This is a genomic window from Polyangiaceae bacterium (genome assembly GCA_016715885.1).
Classification (GTDB): domain Bacteria; phylum Myxococcota_A; class Polyangia; order Polyangiales; family Polyangiaceae; genus Polyangium.
In genome coordinates this window covers 59,803-73,626 of the sequence record JADJXL010000012.1, presented here as the reverse complement: position 1 = coordinate 73,626, position 13,824 = coordinate 59,803, and the positions used below count along the sequence as shown (strand labels likewise).

Genomic DNA, 13,824 nt, shown 5'->3' with positions numbered 1-13,824 from the left:
GATCGCATGGCTCGCCGCAGACTGCGCGAGCGGCTGCTCTACTTCGCGATCGTTCCGTCGATCGTCCTGTCCGTCTTGGTGCTTGGATACATCGCTCTACGCACCACGCTCCAAATCGAAAAGGCCCGTCAACAAACCGTCTTCGACGCGACGCTCACGCTCGCGGACGAACGGGTCGATCGTTTGGACAAACTCATCATCGCGCAGGACAACGTCGTCGCGGCCCACGTGGATCTGTCGAGTCTGACCAACATCGAGCGACGGTGGCTGCCGACGGCAAAGCGTGAAACGCCGACGGTTCGCGCGATCCTCGTGCTCGACATGACCCACAACGATCACGATGTCGTTGCGTTCGCATCGCGCGCGCCAGGTCGCGAAGACGACACGTTTCGCCGCCTCTTGCATGGCCGACTCTTCCCTCACCTCAACTTCGCCGGCGACACGGACGAGCTGCGGCATCTGCATCAAGTCATCGATCAGCAGAGCATTCTGATCAGCTACTGGCAGCGCACCTATCTGTCGCGCCGGTACCTCATCGTGGCTTGGCACGACGTTCCACGCCTCGTGCACGACGTTTTCCCGCGCCTCTACGGCGACCTCGACCGCGGCAACAGCCGCATGAACGTCATCGACGAAGAGGGCCGCATCGTCTTCGGGCCGCCCATCAAAGGCGGCGAATTCACCGTGGGCCGCCCGTTCCCGACGACCCTCTACAACTGGCGCGTGCAGATTGCGCTCACGACCGCCGAAGACCTGGAAGACAAGGTCGAACGGCAACGCCTGCTCGAGCTCGGCATGGTGGCGTTTGCAGCCGTCGTCGTGCTCGTGGGTGTCGCGATCGTCGTCTTGGCGTCCATCAAAGAACGGCGTCTTGCAGCGCTGAAGAGCGACTTCGTCGCGAACGTATCGCACGAGCTCAAAACGCCGCTCGCGCTGGTGCGCATGTTCGGGGAAATTCTGCTGGCCGATCGTGTTCCAAGCGATGACAAGCGCCGACAATATTTGCAGATCATCGTGAGCGAGAGCGAGCGGCTCACGGCGCTCATCGAAAACGTCCTCGACTTCGCCAAGGTCGAGCGCGGAAAGGCTGCGTACGAGTTTGCCCCGGGACGCCTCGACGAGGTCGTTGCGCGAGCCGTCGACGTGTATCGGTATCGCGCCGAGCGAGACGGGATCGCGGTGCACATGGGGCCGTCCGACGACTTGCCGCTCGCGATGATCGATGCGCGCGCGGTGGAGCTGGCGATCATCAACTTGCTCGACAATGCCTTCAAGTACGCCAAGGATGGCGGGCGAGTCGACGTCGCGTGCGAACGTCAGGGCGAGTTTGTCGTGGTACGCGTGAGCGATCGTGGACCGGGCATCGACGCGGACGAGCAGGATCGCATCTTCGAGCGGTTCGTCCGCGGACGTCGTGCGGGCGAACATCGCGTACGTGGTAGCGGCATTGGTTTGGCGCTCGTCAAACACATTGCGGAGAGCCATGGCGGATCGATTTCGGTGATGAGTCCCATCACCGAGGATCATCGCGGCAGCATGTTTGTCCTGAAGATCCCCGTCTTGAGGGGCGAACCGCAACGCGCGGCGGATCAAGCGGTCGCCACCGAAGGAAACGCACCGGAAGTCGCGTAATTACGGATGTGCGTGCGTCTGCGAATACGACACGTGCGTGCGCCGGCGAATGCGGTCGACCATGTGGTTTGTCCAAGCACACAAGCCGTCTCGCCCAGCGCAGCGCGGTATCGAATCGATCGCCGCTTCCACGAGCTGATCGAATAGACGCGTCGACGCCCCGAGCCCCATATCGGACACCACGTTGGGCCTTCCGAGCGCTTCGTCGCGGCCCACCGGCTTTCCCGCATTCGCCGACGTGCTCAGCACATCGAGCACATCATCGGCCACCTGATAGGCTTCTCCAATCCTTTGACCGAATCCGCGCCACGCCTCCGTGTCTTCTCCCACACCGGCCGCGAGCGCTCCGCCCACCGCTGCCGCCTCGAAAAGCGCCCCCGTTTTCATGCGCCGATAAAGCGTCGCCGGAATCGCTGGCTCACTCTCCCACCCCTGCCCCGCGACGATTCCCCCCGGCACACCCACGCCTCGCCCAAGCGTCTTCACGAGCCGCCCAAGGCGATGAGGCGCAGCTACCGCCGACGATGCCAGCGTCTCGAATGCTACGATGATCAGTTCGTCACCCGCGAGCACCGCCAATGGTTCACCAAATGCACGGTGTGTCGAAGGTTGCCCTCGACGCGTCGTGGCTGCATCGAAACAGGGCAAATCATCGTGCACGAGCGATGCACAATGCAAAAGCTCGATCGCAGCAGCCACACCATCGGTCAGCTCAGGCTGGTCCTCGTCACACGCCATCGCTACGCGAATGCACAGCTCCGGACGAACACGACCACCAGCGGGAAACACCGAGTGATACACGGCGGCCACGAGACGCGGAGGTGCGCCAGGGGCGCACAGGGGATCAAGAGCAGCGCGCAACGCACGCTCGATGCGGTCCGATATGTCCATGCTCCGGCATGTTCGCATGTTGTTCATGCTTTGTCAAGCGTTTTCAAATCCATGAACAAACACTAGACAACTCATCCGAACGTGTTAGCTTGGTCGTCATGTCGATGCGGACGAGCAGAGCGGTTGTGGTGGGAGCCGGCGTGGGGGGGCTGGTTTCGGCCGTCGAGCTTGCTCGGCGGGGCATGGATGTCGTCGTGCTCGAACGTGCCGCTCGGGTAGGCGGCAAGATGCGTCAGATTACAGTGGACGGTCGAGGCATCGACGCGGGTCCCACGGTCATGACGATGCGATGGGTGCTCGATGAAATCTGGAGCGCGGCGGGAGGATCGCTCGATCGAGATTTGACGTTGCAGCGCGCGGACTTGCTTGCGCGTCATGCTTGGGGCCCAGAACAAAAGCTCGATCTTTTTGCGGAAATCGAAAGGTCGGCCGATGCGATTGCAGCATTTGCCGGCAGAGCCGAAGCGGACGGGTATCGCAAATTTTGTAAATATGCTCAGGACATTTACGACACTGTCAAAAAACCATTTTTGCTTTCGGAAAGGCCGAGTTTGGCGTCGGCCATGACGGCGTTCGGCACGCTCGGTCTGCAAGGCGTGATGCGGATCGATGGGCATCGCACGTTGTGGAATGCGCTGCGTGAATTTTTCAAAGACCCGCGACTTTTGCAGCTTTTTGGTCGTTATGCAACGTATTGCGGCTCGTCGCCGTATTTGGCTCCAGCATCGCTCAACGTCATCGCGCACGTCGAACGGGACGGCGTATACCTCGTCGAAGGCGGCATGTACCGCGTCGCGGAAGCTTTGGTGCGTCTTGCCGAACGCCTGGGCGTGACCATTCGTTGTGGCGAGCATGTCGACTCCATCGTCGTCTCCAGCGGACGAGCGTCCGGTGTGCGTTTGTCTTCGAGTGAAGTGCTGCATGCCGACGTCGTCGTGTGTAATGGCGATCCAGCGGCCATCGCGCAAGGGTATTTCGGTGACTCCGCCAAACGCGCCGTACCAGCTCCTGCGCCGAGGTCGCTTTCTGCAATGACGTGGACGTTCGTGGCCGATCCCAAAGGCAATTACCCGCTCGTCCGCCACAACGTTTTTTTCTCCAAAGATTACGCAAGGGAATTCAGCGAGCTATTCGACGATCGAGTTTTACCGTCCGAACCCACCGTGTACGTCTGTGCGCAAGACCGAGACGACCAGGGCAATGCCCCGTCCGGTCCGGAACGTTTCTTGTGTCTCGTCAATGCCCCAGCCACGGGCGATCGAAATACCCCCACACTTTCGGAGATTGAGCGATGCGAAACAGCAACCTTTTCGCTCCTGCGACGAGCGGGTCTAGACTTTCCCCACTTTACCGCGCCGCCCGTCGTGACGACACCGATCGAATTCGAACGGATGTTTCCAGCGACGGGGGGAGCGCTGTACGGACCAGTTTCGCACGGAATGACGTCCCCATTTTATCGAGCGACATCACGGACGAAAATGCCGGGGCTTTATTTGGCGGGGGGAGCAGCCCATCCGGGAGCTGGCGTGCCGATGGCTGCGCTGTCGGGGCGCCTGTGCGCGAAAGCCGTGGAAGAGGACCTCGCTTCGACGAGCCGATTGCGCCGAGCGGTTATGCGTGGTGGTATCTAGATGCTCTCTCCGACGATGGGCAGCATGGTTTGACCATCATTGGTCTCGTGGGCAGCGTCTTTTCCCCCTTCTATGCTGCGTCTCGGCGCAAGGGGCGCACAAATCCGCTCGCTCATTGCTCGATGAACGTCGCCGTTTACGGTCCCAAACGGAATGCTTGGGCATTTACCGAACGCGGCGGTATGGACGTTCGTCGTTATCGCACGGCGCTCGTCATCGGCCCAAGCTCGATGGAGTGGGAAAACGACGTATTCACCGTTCGTTTCGAAGAAAAAACCGCGCCGCTTCCCGGACGCATTTCAGGCACGGTCCGCATTCATCCCGTCACGCTCGGCGAGGACAAACCGTTTGTCTTGGATGAAAAAGGTCGCCACCGTTGGGGTCCCATCGCCCCCATTGCGCGTGCCGAAGTCGAGCTTCGACGACCTGGGAACATTCGCTGGAACGGCCTCGCGTACGTCGACACCAATGCCGGCAGCGAACCGCTCGAAGACGGATTCTCCAGTTGGAATTGGTGCCGCACCACCACCAAAGATCGCATGATCGTCACCTACGACGCGTTTCGCCGCAGCGGCAGCCGCCACATCATTCAGCACGCATTTCACGCGAACGGCGAAACCAATAGCGTCGAACCGCTCGTCGAGCGATCCCTTGCCCGCACGCGCTGGGGTTTGTCTCGGTCGATGCGCGTCGACCCTCGTTCTTCGGCCCGCTTGGTCCGCACTTTGGAAGATACGCCGTTTTATTCGCGTTCGGAAGTGGTCGGTTCGTACGTGGGGCAATATGCCCGCGGCGTCCACGAATCTCTGTCGCTCGACCGCTGGAAAAGCCGTATCGTTCAGTTCATGCTGCCATATCGCATGCGTCGCGAAGCCCGCTGACCATGAACCCGCCGTCTCCCTTCGGTCTCGCGCTCGTCATCTGGTCCATGTCCGTGTTTTGGACGTCCATGGAAGCGATGCGACGAACCATTTGGTATGGCCGGGCGGTACGTCGAGGCGAGCTGGCTCGAGAAATTGGCCCAGAAAAACCGTCCGTTTTGGTCGTGAGGCCCTGCGCCGGGCACGAGCCAGCGCTCGAACGCGCGCTCGCATCGCTCGCACATGCAAGGCGAACGTTCGACGTGCGCTGTCGTTTCGCCATCGAATCGGCTCGTGACACCGCCGTCCCCGCGGCTCGAAGGGCCGTGGAAATGCTCGAGCGAGCTGGCATTGCAGCAGAGATCGTATTCACCCAAGGAGGCGGGCCGAATCGCAAAGTCGCTCAACTTGCGGCCGTAGCGAACGGCGCAGATGTCATCATCGTGGCCGACAGCGATATCGATCTCGCGGACGTAGATCTCGATGTTCTCGTTGCCCCAATCGTCGACCAAAACCCGGCGTGGGTAGCATGGGCACCTCCGGTCGAATACGCAAAACCGCGCACATGGGGGGATCGAGCATCGGCCGCGGTGCTCGGCGCGTCGCTCCATTCGTTTCCGATCCTCGCGCGCCTCGACCCGCGCGGGCTCGTGGGAAAACTATTTGCCATTCGCAAAGACGCACTCGCCACGATAGGCGGATTCGAGTCGCTCGCTCAATACCTTGGCGAGGACATGGAAATCGCGCGGCGCATTCGCAATCATGGCGGAAATGTCGTATCGGTGCCGCTTTTGGCGCGTTCGCTTGCTTCGGGCAGGTCGTGGCGCGCCATCGTGTCTCGATTTGGTCGTTGGCTGACCGTGATTCGAGCGCAGCGATCGATTTTGCTCTGGAGTTATCCGGGGCTCTTTTTCGCGACGTGGCCCATTGTCTTCGTATCGTTGGGGTATTCTCCGCTCGAGCCGATTCCTGGGCTCTTCGCGGCATCGCTTGCGTTGACGACGCGGTTGCTCATTGCGTTTTTTTCCACGCGCATTGCCAAGCGTCCCGTGCGTCTCGGGGCCGTTTTGCGCGATGCCGTCTTGGCCGACGTGGTCCTCGCGTGCGCGTTTGCCCATGCATTACGCACGCGCACGGTCACGTGGCGCAATCACGTGCTCGTCGTGGACCGGTCGGGGATCTTGCGACAATCGTCCTGAGCCCCAAGCTCATTCGGTGCCCATGGCTTTCAGGATCATTCGTTTTCGGCGTTGTCCGTCGAATTCTGCGTAAAATATTTGTTGCCACGTACCCAAATCGAGTTTTCCCTTGGTGATGGGCACGATGACTTCGTGGTGCACGAGCAATGATTTCAGGTGCGCATCGCCATTGTCTTCGCCCGTGCGATGGTGTTTGTAGTCCTCGCGCCTCGGAGCAAGATGCTCGAGCCATTGCCAAATATCTTCCCATAGGCCCGGTTCGTGGTCGTTCACGAACACGCCGGCCGTGATGTGCATGGCGGAGACGAGCACCATGCCTTCTCGTATGCCGCTCGATTGGACGAATGCAGCGACACGGTCGGTGATATTGACGAGCTCGCGGCGGTTTTTGGTTTCGAAATAGAGGTAGTCGGTGGCGGTTTTCATGGCGCCAGAGACCGTAGCAGAAAGATTGGAGGGGCATCATGATTTCATGAAGCTGTACGCTTCTCGCGCGCCGCAACAATCGTACCGTTTCGACGTTGCAACGTGACTTATTTTACAAAATATTCCGCTTCCGACGCACTGATGATAACGCGGAGGATAAGTTGCCGCGTCATCACGGGTCGAGTAGAAGGCGATTGATGATTCGCGGCATCGACATCGAGCGGCTTCGAGGTATCCGAACGGCTCACCTCACAGACCTCCTTCCGCTCACCGTGCTGGTCGGCCCAAGCGGCAGCGGCAAGAGCACAATCTTGGATGCGCTGCTCATCGCAACCAGCGGAGCACCAGGGGACGCGATTGGACGAGTCATCAGACGACGCGCCGAACTGCCTGCAGGCGGCCCGTGGCTGTTCGAGCGGCGTCATGCAGATGCGCGGATCGAGCTTCACGGAGACGCTCAGTCGAGGCGGTCCTGTAGTTTGAGCTGGACGCCTCATCCTGCGGAAGATCTTGTGCGCAAGCTGCCCGAACGCGAACAGAATCGGCGACCCATTCAAATCGACTGCGATGTCGATGCCCATGCAGGGCGTTTTCGGTCTCGGACCGTGATCAGTGTCAGCAATCAATACGTATTCGACCTCCAGCTTCGCGACGACAATTCTGATCGCCGGCAATTCCAGTCCGAGCCAGGTGCCTGGTTATGCGAACCGGCAGCCGGAGCCACCCATGAGGCACTCGATCGGGTGTACTCCAGGGCGTTGCGAGAGGGCCGGCTCGAGGGCGTTGTGAAGCTCGTCCGAGACGTCCTCGACGGCGTCATCGACCTCCGCGTGGAGACCGTGGAGGACGACCCCGTAGATCGCCCCATTTTGAGCCTCGTATTCGAACACGGCACGGTTCCAGTCGCCGGCGCAGGCTCCGGAGTCTATGCACTCATTCGGCTCGCACTCGATCTTGCTCAACTTCCTGGCGGCATGGCACTCGTCGAAGAACCCGAAATTCATCAGCACCCAGCCGGAATTCATCGCACCGCAAAGGTCTTGCTTGCAGCAATGCGGCGGGGAGTCCAAGTGGTTGTTTCCACGCATAGCTTGGACCTCATCGATTCTCTCGTTGCCGAAGCAGATGCGAATGACCTCGAAAGGTTGTGCGTGATGCGAGTCGTCCTCGATGAGGGCACATTGCGCTGCTCGCGTTATCCTGGCCCCATGGTGGTCACGGCGCGCGAATCGCTCGGCGAGGATCTGCGATGAAAAACATGGAGCCAGAATCGGTCATCCTCTGCGAAGGGTACCATGACCGCGCCTTCCTGAGCGGTCTTCTCCAATCGCATGGATGTACATCGCTGAAAGAGAAACCCTACCGTGGCGGGCAACCATTGAGGGGCAGAGGTCAATACGGCTTTCGAACACCGAGCGGCGAATGGCTACGAGTCGCCCCCGTCGATGGAGACGGCAACCTTCTCCCGGCCGCAAAGAAACTGCTCGAAGACCGCCATACCAATCGTCTTTCGCGCGTCTTGGTCGTGCGTGACGAGGACGCCGATGAGAGCATGCGACAAGTCGAGAATTTGCCTCACGCTGCATTGGATCAACGCGCCAAGTTGGGGAAGTGGGCACGTGACAACGCCAATGCGCGCCCCGTACCTGGCACGAATGATTTCGAGCTCGATGGCGGTATCGTGACGACGCGGTTGTCATTCCTGATTTGGCAAGTGACTGGTCTCGACGGCGCAAATGTGCCGTCCAAACAAACGCTCGAACGGCTCGTCTGTGCAGCAATCGACGAAGCCTACGGGCCCCGGTGCAAGGCCGTCTGGGAGTTCATCAATTCACGCCCAGCTCCTCCCGCGCACGAAAAACTACACAAGACACACGCGGCGTCTCATATGGCTGGTTGGTACTCTGAACGGGGTTACGAAGGGTTTTTCCTCGCCATCTGGGACGACGAAGCGATCCGAGATGCGCTACGCCGGAGGCTCGATGCTGCCGGAGCAACGCCGATCATTGCGGCGCTCCTCGGTAGCGGCTAGCCCTCCACAAAACTATCCTGATACCCCGCATCTTCGACGCCGAGCGCTGCTTCCGTCGCAGCGAGCGGTTTCCACGTATCGATCATCACCGCCAGCTCGCTCGTCTCGCGCGCCCCAATGCTCGCTTCGTACGCGCCCGGATGCGGCCCATGCGGAATGCCCCGCGGATGGTGCGAAATGCTCCCCGGACCAACCCCTCTACGCGACGTGAAATTGCCCCGACAATAAAAGATGATTTCGTCGCAATCGACGGCCGAATGCGGGTACGGACAAGGAATGGCTTCCGGATGAAAGTCCACAACGCGCGGAACGAAGCTGCAAATCAGTGCCCCGCGAGCGGCAAACGTCCCGTGCCAATCCGGCGGCAAATGCACGAGGCCCGCGCGCGGCTGAAAATTCAAAATGGGGAAGACGAACGGATATACCGTTCCATCCCAGCCGACCACGTCGAGCGGCGAATGCGCCATGGTAAAACCATGAAACGCATTTTCGCACTTCACCACGAGCTGCCTGATGCCTTCATCCATCGGCCCGCGAAACATGGGCTTTCTGAAGTCCCGGTGGCTGAACGGCGCATCCATGCGCAACTGCCCGACTTCATTGCGCCATTTCGACGGCACGTGAATCCCGCCGAATGCTTCCACGCAAAACCATCGTTGCGGTACGGCATCGGGGACGAACCGGTAGAACATGCCCTTCGGGATGAAGACGTAATCGTCTTTTTCATAGCGCAAATCCCCGAGCATCGTGCGCAATAGCCCCGACCCTTCGAAGATGTAAAACAATTCGTCCGCATCGGCGTTCGTGAAATACACCGGGTCCGCGCCATCGGGCGTCGCCATGGACACCACGATGTCGTCATTGAAGACGAGCGGTTGCCGCCCATCGATTTGCGGGCCACTTTTCGGGGGCAAGGCGAAACTTCGATAATGGCGCTTGGCGAGCGGCCGAGCCCCCGCCGCTTTGGGCAAGACAAAAGCATGCTCCGCAGAAGCGACGCGGTGCTCGTGCGGCCGGCGCTCGTGATACGCAATCGTATACGGCCCGTCGAAGCCGCTTCGCGTGATGCATTCTTCGTAGCGCAGTTTGCCCGCCGCATCCCGTAGCGTAATATGATGTTTACGCGGAATGTCCCCACACGCTACGCGCTCGATCACGACTGCTCCTCCACCTTCTGCCGTCGTTCGATGCTCTCGAAAAGCGCGCGGAAATTGCCGCCGCCGAATCCCCGATCACCCTTGCGCTGGATGATTTCATAAAAAAACGGCCCAGCCGAAGGATCCCCGTGCGTGCCCGCCGATTCCTTGAGGAATATCTGCAAAAGGTACTTCCCAGGTCCTTCGCCGTCGACCAGGATCTCGAGCGCCCGCAAATCGTCCGCAGATTCGTCGATCTTCTCTACACCGAGCGACCGTAGCCTTTGCGGAAGCATATCGTAATACGTGCCCGGCGTCGGCATGAATTGAACACCGCGGTTTCGCATCTCCCGCACGGCCGAAACGATGTCCGTCACCGCGAGCGCCACGTGCTGCACGCCATCGCCCCGATGCTCTTCATTGAAGATGTTGATCTGCGAGCTCTTGAAATAAGGCCGATAGGGCTCGTTGTTGGCAAACTTCACGCCCGAGCGCGGATCCCACATGACCGCCGAACGCAATCCCGAACCATGATCGCCTCCTTTGGCAACATCGTCGGTGTGAAACTGAATGTCCCAAAACCGCTCGAAACCAAGCACGTGCTCCATCCAGAGCAGCGCGGGAGCCATCGTCTGAAAGTTCGACGTGACGTGATCGAAATGCGTAAAACCGAGGCGATTCTTCCCACCCGTCGGGCTCGCGTAATGCTCGGCGCCTGGAAAAAGAGCGCGATATCCTTTGCGTTCGACGAAACGAAACGTCGTGTCCCCGAAAGGTGTCGTAATCGAAAACGACGCAAATTCTCCATTCGCGTCCCTGTCCCGCACGATTGCGTCAATTGGCGTACCGCCGCGCCCATCGAGAAGCCGAAACGCTCGCTCGATGTCCTCCACCTCGAAAATCAACGTACCCACACCATCCGGATGCTTGCGCAAATACCGAGCCGCCCGCCCGCCTTCGCCCATCGGCGCCGAACACACGATCATGCATTCGCCCGCCTGAAATACGACCGATCGCTGCCGAGCCGCCTGTTCCAGCGCTGCGCTCGAATGCGCGATTTCCTGAAAATCTAGTTTTTCAACGTAAAACTTGCGGCTGCGCTCGAGGTCTCGCACGTAATAATGAAGTGCCTCGATCCGTTTGATTCCAAGGGACTCGACGTTGGCCATGACAAAATCCTTTCACGCCGTTCGTTGCGCGTCAACCTGTTTTTCCGGATGAGCCGCCTGGAATCCGGGAAGTTCATTGCACTGCTGTTCAATCGTCGACAAAAGCGGATATGCCGTTACGTCAATGCCAAGCGACCGTGCGCTATAAAGCTGCGGCACGAGACACGCATCGGCCATCGACGGCGCATCCCCTACGGAGAACGCACCCGCCACGTCCGTCGCCAGAATTTCGTATGCACGAAGCCCTTTTTCGATGAATCGGCGCGCTACGGCCACATCGTCACCACGCAGCTCGTTCTTTACGATGGCCCGCATCGTCAAATTCTGAAACGGCTGAATCCCCGAATTGATGGTCTCCGCAAGCTGCCGCGCACGCGCCCGCAGATAACGATCGGTCGGCAAGAGCGGCGCCGCTGGAAAACTCTCTTCGAGCCATTCGATAATGGCAATCGATTGCCCGAGGCGCCGCAAAACGCCATTGTCCTCGAATTCCAAAATCGGTACTTGCTCCATCGGGTTCTTGGCGCGATATTCCTCCCCGTGCTGCTCGCCGCCATTTTGGATCAAATTGATCGGAACGTATTCGAACGGAATCGACTTGTGATGAAGCGCGATTCGTACGCGGTAACTCGCCGAGCTGCGCCAATATCCGTAAAGCTTCATGGAGACACCACCCTTTGTTCGATTCGTCCAAAAATATCACCGCCCTGCTCATCGAGCATCTCGATGGCAAGCGTGTCGCCCACCTTCATGAACGGCGTTTTGGGCGCGCCGAATTCGAGCGTCTCGCGCATCCGCCGCTCGGCCAAACACGAAATGCCTCGCATCGGGTCTTCGTTCGAAACCGTACCACTTCCCAAAATAGTGCCCGCGCCAAATGCACGCGTCTTCGCGATGTGCTCGAGCAAGTCGAAAAAGGAAAAGTGCATCTCCGGCCCCGCTTCGGGGTCCCCCACGAGCTCACCATTGTACGTGCTTCGAAGGCGCAAAAATACGCGACCATCGCGATATGCATCCCCAAGCTCGTCCGGAGTCACCGCAAAAGGCGAAAATGCGGTGGCCGGTTTGGAATTGAAAAAACCAAACCCCTTCGCCAATTCGACCGGCACGAGATTCCTCAAGGTAATGTCGTTCGCCAGACACAATAGACGAATGTGCTTGGAAGCGTCTTCTTTGGTCGTGCGAATCGGCACATCCCCAAGAATCGCACATATTTCGGATTCAAAGTCCAAACCCCACCGTTCGTCATGCAGTACGATGTCTTCACGCGGTCCGAGCAGCACCGACGAACCCCCTTGATACACCAAAGGATCGGTGCGCAGCGTCTCCGGAGGCTCGGCCCCACGCGCTTTGCGCACGAGTACGATATGGTTTATGTACGCCGATCCATCGACCCATTCGTAGGCCCGAGGCAGCGGAGAAGCGAGCTTTGCCGGATCGAGCGGCTCCGCCGGAACTTCGCCCCGCTCGAGACGCTGCGCGAGATCGCGCAAGTACCTTTCGTTTGCGTTCCAATCATCGAGCGCCGCCTGCATCGTCGGCACGCGATTGCCCGCGCGCACGAATGCCTTGCCGTCCTTTTGCACGACGATCAGCGTCCCGTCTCTTCCGGGCCCTCGTAGACTTGCGAGCTTCATGGTGCCTCTTTTGCCAAACGGCACGTAGCAGAGGCTCCGCGAACCTGCAAGCTCAGCGAAGCGCGAAATATCGCTCGATGCGGAAAAAACTCCGTTCAGCTCGCGAATACGTTTTCGGGATGCCTGAATGCTTTGAATTCCATCGGATTCCCACTGAAATCGCAAAGGAACATCGTGGCTTGTTCACCGGGCTGCCCCACGAACCGAACACGTGGACTGATCACGAAAGAAATATGGGCGGTCTCCAGCCGCTTTGCAAGCACATCGAATTCGTCCCAATCGAGGATCGCACCGAAGTGTGGAATGGGGACTTCGATGCCGTCGACATGGCCGTGGGCGACTTGCCGAGGCATCTCGGCCGAAACATGCGCCGATATTTGGTTACCAAAAAAATCAAAGTCGACCCACGTTTCGGTGCTGCGACCCTCGGTGCAGCCGAGCAGCTCGCCGTAGAAGCGACGCGTGGAGGCAAGATCGACGACAGGAAAGGCGTAATGGAAAGGTTTCGGCACGGCGCGCCACGATAGTCGAAAACGACCACCGGGGCAAGCGCCGTGCGAAATGTGGATGGCCGAAGAAGCTCAGCCGGATGCGCAGATGAGCTTACCGTAGAGGCGGCGCCGAGCGACGGGATCTCGGGGTTTTACCCAATCTCGACCGATTGAATCCCAATCGGGATCCGACGGATCGAGTCCGAGATTGTCGACGAAATAACCGTCGGCGATGAAGAAATGGCGCTTGTACGCGAGCAAGTAGCCATTGATCTCGCGTCGCAAATCGCACGCTTCTTCATATTGCGCGTACCAATGATTCAGCGCGCCGCATCGGGCCGGGTACAGCATCGTCCCAAAGTCGCCTTCGGCTTCGTCGCCCGAAAGAACACGTTGCGCGTGCGGATACCCCGAAAAGCCGAGTTCCCGCGATACGACGGCGAAGCAATGCTTGCGCTGAATCGTCGCCACGAATTCTCGAAGCACTTCGGCAGTTGCTTTACGCAACTCGGGCAGCGCACGAAGACGCGCAATCGACGGCGCATCGCCGTTTTCGATGCGTTTCTGCAGGATTTCGGCTCTAACCTTGATCTCTTGAATGGGATCGACCATTGCGTTCACCTCGGTTTTGGCCGTCACCCGCTCCCTCCGGCCCGAGGAACATCGCAAACCGTCGACCCGAACAGTCCATCGATTTATCTGCTCACGCCCGATATTTCG

Annotated in this window: 14 protein-coding genes; 6 read left to right on the top strand and 8 right to left on the bottom strand. The window is 59.4% G+C overall.

Translation table 11 applies throughout. The features are described 5' to 3' along the window. The first annotated feature begins 6 nt into the window (after positions 1-6). Complete coding sequence (locus IPM54_13285; protein ID MBK9260778.1) at positions 7-1,632, top strand: HAMP domain-containing histidine kinase; 1,626 nt, start codon at positions 7-9, stop codon at positions 1,630-1,632. On the opposite strand, the gene IPM54_13280 is transcribed toward IPM54_13285, so the two are convergent. Beyond that, entirely contained in the window at positions 1,633-2,523 is an 891-nt protein-coding gene (locus IPM54_13280) for a polyprenyl synthetase family protein (GenBank protein MBK9260777.1), read from the bottom strand. A gap of 104 nt (positions 2,524-2,627) precedes the next feature. Between IPM54_13280 and crtI the strand changes: the two genes are divergently transcribed. From crtI to IPM54_13265, 3 genes are read left to right on the top strand one after another with little or no spacing between them, the layout of a single operon-like run. Beyond that, positions 2,628-4,154, top strand: coding sequence for a phytoene desaturase (gene crtI, locus IPM54_13275; protein ID MBK9260776.1), 1,527 nt, complete (start codon positions 2,628-2,630; stop codon positions 4,152-4,154). Beyond that, positions 4,121-5,035, top strand: coding sequence for a carotenoid 1,2-hydratase (locus tag IPM54_13270; GenBank protein MBK9260775.1), 915 nt, complete (start codon positions 4,121-4,123; stop codon positions 5,033-5,035). The genes crtI and IPM54_13270 overlap by 34 nt, the downstream gene beginning before the upstream one ends. A 2-nt stretch (positions 5,036-5,037) precedes the next feature. Beyond that, positions 5,038-6,213 carry a glycosyltransferase gene (locus IPM54_13265; protein MBK9260774.1) on the top strand — a complete coding sequence of 392 codons (1,176 nt, stop codon included), beginning with the start codon at positions 5,038-5,040 and terminating at the stop codon, positions 6,211-6,213. A 9-nt stretch (positions 6,214-6,222) separates the two neighbouring features. Here the strand turns inward: IPM54_13265 and IPM54_13260 are convergent, their stop codons facing one another. Further along, entirely contained in the window at positions 6,223-6,639 is a 417-nt protein-coding gene (locus tag IPM54_13260; GenBank protein MBK9260773.1) for a YjbQ family protein, read from the bottom strand. Positions 6,640-6,836: 197 nt separating this feature from the next. On the opposite strand from IPM54_13260, the gene IPM54_13255 reads away from it, so the two are divergent. After that, positions 6,837-7,892, top strand: coding sequence for an AAA family ATPase (locus IPM54_13255; GenBank protein MBK9260772.1), 1,056 nt, complete (start codon positions 6,837-6,839; stop codon positions 7,890-7,892). Continuing rightward, positions 7,889-8,671 carry a hypothetical protein gene (locus IPM54_13250; GenBank protein ID MBK9260771.1) on the top strand — a complete coding sequence of 261 codons (783 nt, stop codon included), beginning with the start codon at positions 7,889-7,891 and terminating at the stop codon, positions 8,669-8,671. Before IPM54_13255 ends, IPM54_13250 begins: the two co-directional genes overlap by 4 nt. Here IPM54_13250 and IPM54_13245 read toward each other — a convergent pair. From IPM54_13245 to IPM54_13220, 6 genes are all read right to left on the bottom strand, one after another. Then, complete coding sequence (locus tag IPM54_13245) at positions 8,668-9,828, bottom strand: homogentisate 1,2-dioxygenase (protein ID MBK9260770.1); 1,161 nt, start codon at positions 9,826-9,828, stop codon at positions 8,668-8,670. The genes IPM54_13250 and IPM54_13245 overlap by 4 nt on opposite strands. After that, positions 9,825-10,976, bottom strand: a complete 1,152-nt coding sequence (hppD, locus tag IPM54_13240) for a 4-hydroxyphenylpyruvate dioxygenase (protein ID MBK9260769.1) — start codon at positions 10,974-10,976, stop codon at positions 9,825-9,827. Before hppD ends, IPM54_13245 begins: the two co-directional genes overlap by 4 nt. Positions 10,977-10,988: 12 nt before the next feature. Continuing rightward, a complete protein-coding gene (gene maiA / locus IPM54_13235) occupies positions 10,989-11,639 on the bottom strand; it encodes a maleylacetoacetate isomerase (GenBank protein ID MBK9260768.1) in 651 nt (216 codons plus the stop codon). After that, complete coding sequence (locus IPM54_13230; GenBank protein ID MBK9260767.1) at positions 11,636-12,613, bottom strand: fumarylacetoacetate hydrolase family protein; 978 nt, start codon at positions 12,611-12,613, stop codon at positions 11,636-11,638. Before IPM54_13230 ends, maiA begins: the two co-directional genes overlap by 4 nt. Positions 12,614-12,708: 95 nt before the next feature. Continuing rightward, positions 12,709-13,125: a dioxygenase gene (locus IPM54_13225; protein ID MBK9260766.1), complete on the bottom strand. Its 417-nt coding sequence runs from the start codon at positions 13,123-13,125 to the stop codon at positions 12,709-12,711. Positions 13,126-13,194: 69 nt separating this feature from the next. Next, positions 13,195-13,716, bottom strand: a complete 522-nt coding sequence (locus IPM54_13220; GenBank protein ID MBK9260765.1) for a hypothetical protein — start codon at positions 13,714-13,716, stop codon at positions 13,195-13,197. Positions 13,717-13,824 lie beyond the last annotated feature (108 nt).

Bases quoted from the DNA above. Each gene is read 5' to 3' on its own strand.
- IPM54_13285 (MBK9260778.1), top strand. From the start codon at position 7: ATGGCTCGCCGCAGACTGCGCGAGCGGCTGCTCTACTTCGCGATCGTT.
- IPM54_13280 (MBK9260777.1), bottom strand. From the start codon at position 2,523: ATGGACATATCGGACCGCATCGAGCGTGCGTTGCGCGCTGCTCTTGAT.
- crtI (MBK9260776.1), top strand. From the start codon at position 2,628: ATGCGGACGAGCAGAGCGGTTGTGGTGGGAGCCGGCGTGGGGGGGCTG.
- IPM54_13265 (MBK9260774.1), top strand. From the start codon at position 5,038: ATGAACCCGCCGTCTCCCTTCGGTCTCGCGCTCGTCATCTGGTCCATG.
- IPM54_13260 (MBK9260773.1), bottom strand. From the start codon at position 6,639: ATGAAAACCGCCACCGACTACCTCTATTTCGAAACCAAAAACCGCCGC.
- IPM54_13255 (MBK9260772.1), top strand. From the start codon at position 6,837: ATGATTCGCGGCATCGACATCGAGCGGCTTCGAGGTATCCGAACGGCT.
- IPM54_13250 (MBK9260771.1), top strand. From the start codon at position 7,889: ATGAAAAACATGGAGCCAGAATCGGTCATCCTCTGCGAAGGGTACCAT.
- hppD (MBK9260769.1), bottom strand. From the start codon at position 10,976: ATGGCCAACGTCGAGTCCCTTGGAATCAAACGGATCGAGGCACTTCAT.
- maiA (MBK9260768.1), bottom strand. From the start codon at position 11,639: ATGAAGCTTTACGGATATTGGCGCAGCTCGGCGAGTTACCGCGTACGA.
- IPM54_13230 (MBK9260767.1), bottom strand. From the start codon at position 12,613: ATGAAGCTCGCAAGTCTACGAGGGCCCGGAAGAGACGGGACGCTGATC.
- IPM54_13220 (MBK9260765.1), bottom strand. From the start codon at position 13,716: ATGGTCGATCCCATTCAAGAGATCAAGGTTAGAGCCGAAATCCTGCAG.